The sequence below is a fragment of the Afifella pfennigii DSM 17143 genome, assembly GCF_000688515.1.
Lineage (GTDB): Bacteria > Pseudomonadota > Alphaproteobacteria > Rhizobiales > Afifellaceae > Afifella > Afifella pfennigii.
The window spans coordinates 1-3,504 of the sequence record NZ_JHZK01000057.1; the positions used below are offsets into that span (position 1 = coordinate 1).

General features: G+C 67.8%; 3 protein-coding genes and 3 pseudogenes. All 6 read left to right on the top strand.

What is annotated here, in order from left to right:
* Window positions 1–546 (top strand): hypothetical protein (locus Q331_RS23865; protein ID WP_210164994.1); only part of this gene is annotated, 546 nt, incomplete at its 5' end.
* A pseudogene (locus Q331_RS0119140) lies at window positions 455–1,012 on the top strand (Mu transposase domain-containing protein); the annotation flags it as partial. The gene Q331_RS23865 and the pseudogene Q331_RS0119140, both read left to right, overlap by 92 nt.
* Window positions 1,012–1,449, top strand: a pseudogene (locus Q331_RS22785) (ATP-binding protein); the annotation flags it as partial. The pseudogenes Q331_RS0119140 and Q331_RS22785, both read left to right, overlap by 1 nt.
* A gap of 156 nt (window positions 1,450–1,605) precedes the next feature.
* Window positions 1,606–2,792 (top strand): IS3 family transposase gene (locus tag Q331_RS0119155; RefSeq protein WP_156953428.1). Its coding sequence is split into 2 segments (ribosomal slippage): window positions 1,606–1,876 and window positions 1,876–2,792, totalling 1,188 coding nucleotides; the frame shifts between segments, so codons are not numbered across the junction.
* A 36-nt stretch (window positions 2,793–2,828) separates the two neighbouring features.
* Window positions 2,829–3,017, top strand: a pseudogene (locus tag Q331_RS0119160) (ATP-binding protein); the annotation flags it as partial.
* A gap of 183 nt (window positions 3,018–3,200) precedes the next feature.
* Complete coding sequence (locus tag Q331_RS0119165; RefSeq protein WP_026381977.1) at window positions 3,201–3,380, top strand: hypothetical protein; 180 nt, start codon at window positions 3,201–3,203, stop codon at window positions 3,378–3,380.
* The last annotated feature ends 124 nt before the right edge of the window (window positions 3,381–3,504 follow it).

Below are 3,504 nucleotides of genomic sequence, written 5' to 3' on the forward strand. Positions count from 1 at the left end.
CGATCGGCGGCGCAAGGCAAATCGACCGACCGCGCCATGGCGTGGGCAACCCGCATCCTCGCCGCGCGCGGACCGCAGGCGCGGCCGGAAAAGGAATTCACGGAGCAGATGCTTAAGGACGGGCTCGACGAGGATCAGGTCATCGAGGTGTGGCAACTCGTCGCCGAACACCTTGAGGGCATGACCGGCACGAACGCAAAGGTGGAACGCCTCATGCGCGAGCAAGGCATCGCACCGAGCCCGACCAATCTCGCCCAGGCGAGACAACTCTATTTCAGGGGGCTCTCCGCAGCGCTCGGCGATGTGCGCCGCAGATGGGACGGCGAGCGCCCCGAGGACCGGCTCGTGCTCGACGAGACGCTGACAGCCCGTGTCCCCGCCCCAGGGCCTCGACGCGACTGGTCGCCGCAGGCGGACCGCACGGCATCGGCTCTCGCCAATAAGCCAGCCTCCTGCCCTGCCGGTATCGGTCTCGAAGACCTGCCTCGTGCGCTTCGACAACAACCGCTACTCGGTGGCGGCGAGCGCCGTCGGCCGGACCGTTGAGATACGAGCCTATGCCGAGCGGATCGAGCTCTGGCAGGACGGCCGCATCGTCGGAGAGCACGCCCGCGCCTTTGGTCGGGGCGAGACCGTGTACAACCCCTGGCACTATGTGCCTGTCCTCGCACGCAAACCGGGGGCGCTGAGGAACGGAGCACCCTTCAAGGACTGGGTGCTGCCGGCCTCTCTCGAGCGCGTCCGCCGGAAGCTGCGCAGGGTTCCGGACGGCGACCGGCAGATGGTCGAGATCCTCGGTGCCGTGCTGACTGACGGTCTGTCGGCCGTCGAGGCCGCCTGCAGCGAGGCGCTCGCCGACGGCGTCCATTCCGCCGGCGTCGTCCTCAACATCCTCGCGCGCCGGCGCGATCCGGACCCGCCGGTCACCATCATGGCCCCAGACGCGCTCAGGCTTGACCATGAGCCAACGGCCGACTGCTCGCGATACGACAACCTGAGGAGGGCCATCTGATGGACCGCACCGAGATCCTCGCCAGCATGGGAGAGCTGAAGCTCTACGGCATGAAGGCGGCCTACGACGAGATCGTCGCCACCGCGGTGAAGCGGGAACACGAGCCCGCGCGCATCATCGGCGATCTGCTCAGCGCCGAGATCAGCGAGAAGCAGGCGCGCTCGATCAAGTACCAGATCACCATCGCGAAGATGCCCTGCGCCAAGGAGATCGACGAGTTCGCCTTCGAGGACACACCGATCAACGAGACCCTGGTACGCGATCTCGCCGGCGGCGACTTCCTCGAGCATCAGCGCAACCTCGTGCTGATCGGCGGCACCGGAACCGGCAAGACCCACATCGCCGTCGGCATCGCCCGCGCCTGCATCCGGGGAGGTGCCCGCGGACGCTTCTTCAACGTCGTCGATCTCGTCAACAAGCTCGAGGCCGAAGCGCGTGGTCCCCCGGTGTACAGTTTTCTGAGACAGTGATTTGGGCTTATGCGGCTCCCGAGAGGAGGAGCCATGACGGACGAACGGAGCACCCAGGTGGGCTCGGCGGAGCGCGCCCATCACGCTGGCGACGGCGAGCCCACCGCGCCGCGTCAGCGGCGCATGTCGGCCCAGCGGAAACAGGAGGCCGTGCTGCGGATCTTGCGCGGCGAGGACCTGGAGCTGGTCAGCCGGGAACTGGGGGTCACCGCGGCTGCGCTGAGCGGCTGGCGGGACAGCTTCCTAGCTGCCGGCGCCGCCTCGCTGAAGAGCCGGCCCGAGGACGACCGGGATCGGGAGCTGCGGGCAATGCGCGAGAAGATCGGCGAGATCACGATGGCGAACGAACTCCTGGAGGCGAAGATTGAGCGGCTGGAGGGCGGCAGGCCTTTTCGGCTGCGGAGGTCGAGACGATGAGCCAGACCGTCTCCGCCTCCGCGCAGCGCCCCTACGGCCTGGCTCGGGTGTGCAAGGTGTGGCGCCTGAGCCGGGCGACGGTGAGCCGTCACCGGCAGGCGGCCAACCGGCCGACGGCGCCGCGCCGCAGACCGGGACCGCCAGGCGCGATGGCGGACGCCGAACTGGCCCATTGCATCCGCGCGCTGCTGGAGGACAGCCCCTTTCATGGCGAAGGCTATCGCAAGGTCTGGGCACGGCTGCGCTACGCCGGCGTGCGCACCAGCCCACGGCGGGTGCTGCGCGTGATGCGCGCGCATGGCCTCCTGGCGCACCAGCGGCCCGGTGCCCCGCGGGGGCCGCGCGCTCATGACGGCACGATTACCACGGCCCGCGTGGACGAAATGTGGGGAACCGACATGACGGCCGTCGCCACCGGCGAGGGGACAGCGGCCGTGTTCATCGCTGTCGACCACTGCTCGGCGGAATGCGTGGGCATCCATGCCAGCCCCCAAGCCACCCGCCACGAGGCGCTGGAGCCGATCCGGCAGGCCGTCCGAGGCAGCTTCGGCGAGGTCGGCAAGGACGTCGCCCGTGGCCTGAGCATCCGCCACAATCACGGCAGCCAGTACATGAGCGCGGACTTCCAGCGCGAGATCCGCTTCCTCGGGGCCCGGAGTTCGCCGGCCTTCGTCCGGGCTCCCGAGGGCAACGGCTGCGCCGAGCGGTTCATCCGAACCTTGAAGGAGAACCTGCTCTGGGTGCGCTGGTTCGACACGATTGAGGACCTTCGCCAGGCCCTCCTGGAGTTCCAGACAACCTACAACGAGCACTGGCTGATCGAGCGCCACGGACACCGCCCGCCAGCCACCATCAGACGAGAGCAAAACGTGAACATGCAGAACGCCGCTTAGCCCAAAATCGTGTCTCAAAACCGTGGACCGGTACAGCTCTTCCATCTGATCAGCCGGCTCTACGAGCAGACCTCGATCATCGTCACCACCAACCTCGCCTTCGGCGAATGGCCGAGCGTCTTCGGAGACGCGAAAATGACGACCGCCTTGCTCGACCGGCTTACCCACCACTGCGAAATCGTCGAGACCGGCAACGAGAGTTGGCGCTTCAAGAACCGCGCCTGACCCCTCCGCCGATCACCCAACGGCTGCCTGACCGCCCCTCCGCCCACGGCTCCGGGACCCTCAGGCAGCCGCAGCTCAGTGCTTCATCAGGGGGTCAAAATTGCACGCCGATCGGGGGTCACGTTTGTACGCCGATTGACAGAGCCGGGTCCTGAACATCTGCTCCCTCTCGCGGAGCACCTGATGGCCGACATTGTCGCCGAGCGCGGCCTTGATCCGCGGTGGGCCCTTCCTCTTGATGGAGACGAGCTCGAGGCTCTCCGCACCGCCTGGTCCGGTGGTTCCGTCCGCCTCCTCCGCCGCCTCGTCGAAGCCGTTCTGAGAGCCCGCGACGAATGGAGGGCCGAGGAAGAGGTTCAGTAACGGGCGCCTTGCCACGGCACCAACGCCGCACGCCCTGCACCGGCACTCGCTTCTGCCGCCTTCCGGCCGGCGCCGTTGACTGTTAAGAAGCCGTCTGGAGCGCGGTTTTGGGGCCAATGGCTTT

What these genes read in the sequence shown, in the direction of transcription:
- Q331_RS0119165 (WP_026381977.1), top strand. Translation starts at nt 3,201, where the DNA reads ATGGCCGACATTGTCGCCGAGCGCGGCCTTGATCCGCGGTGGGCCCTT.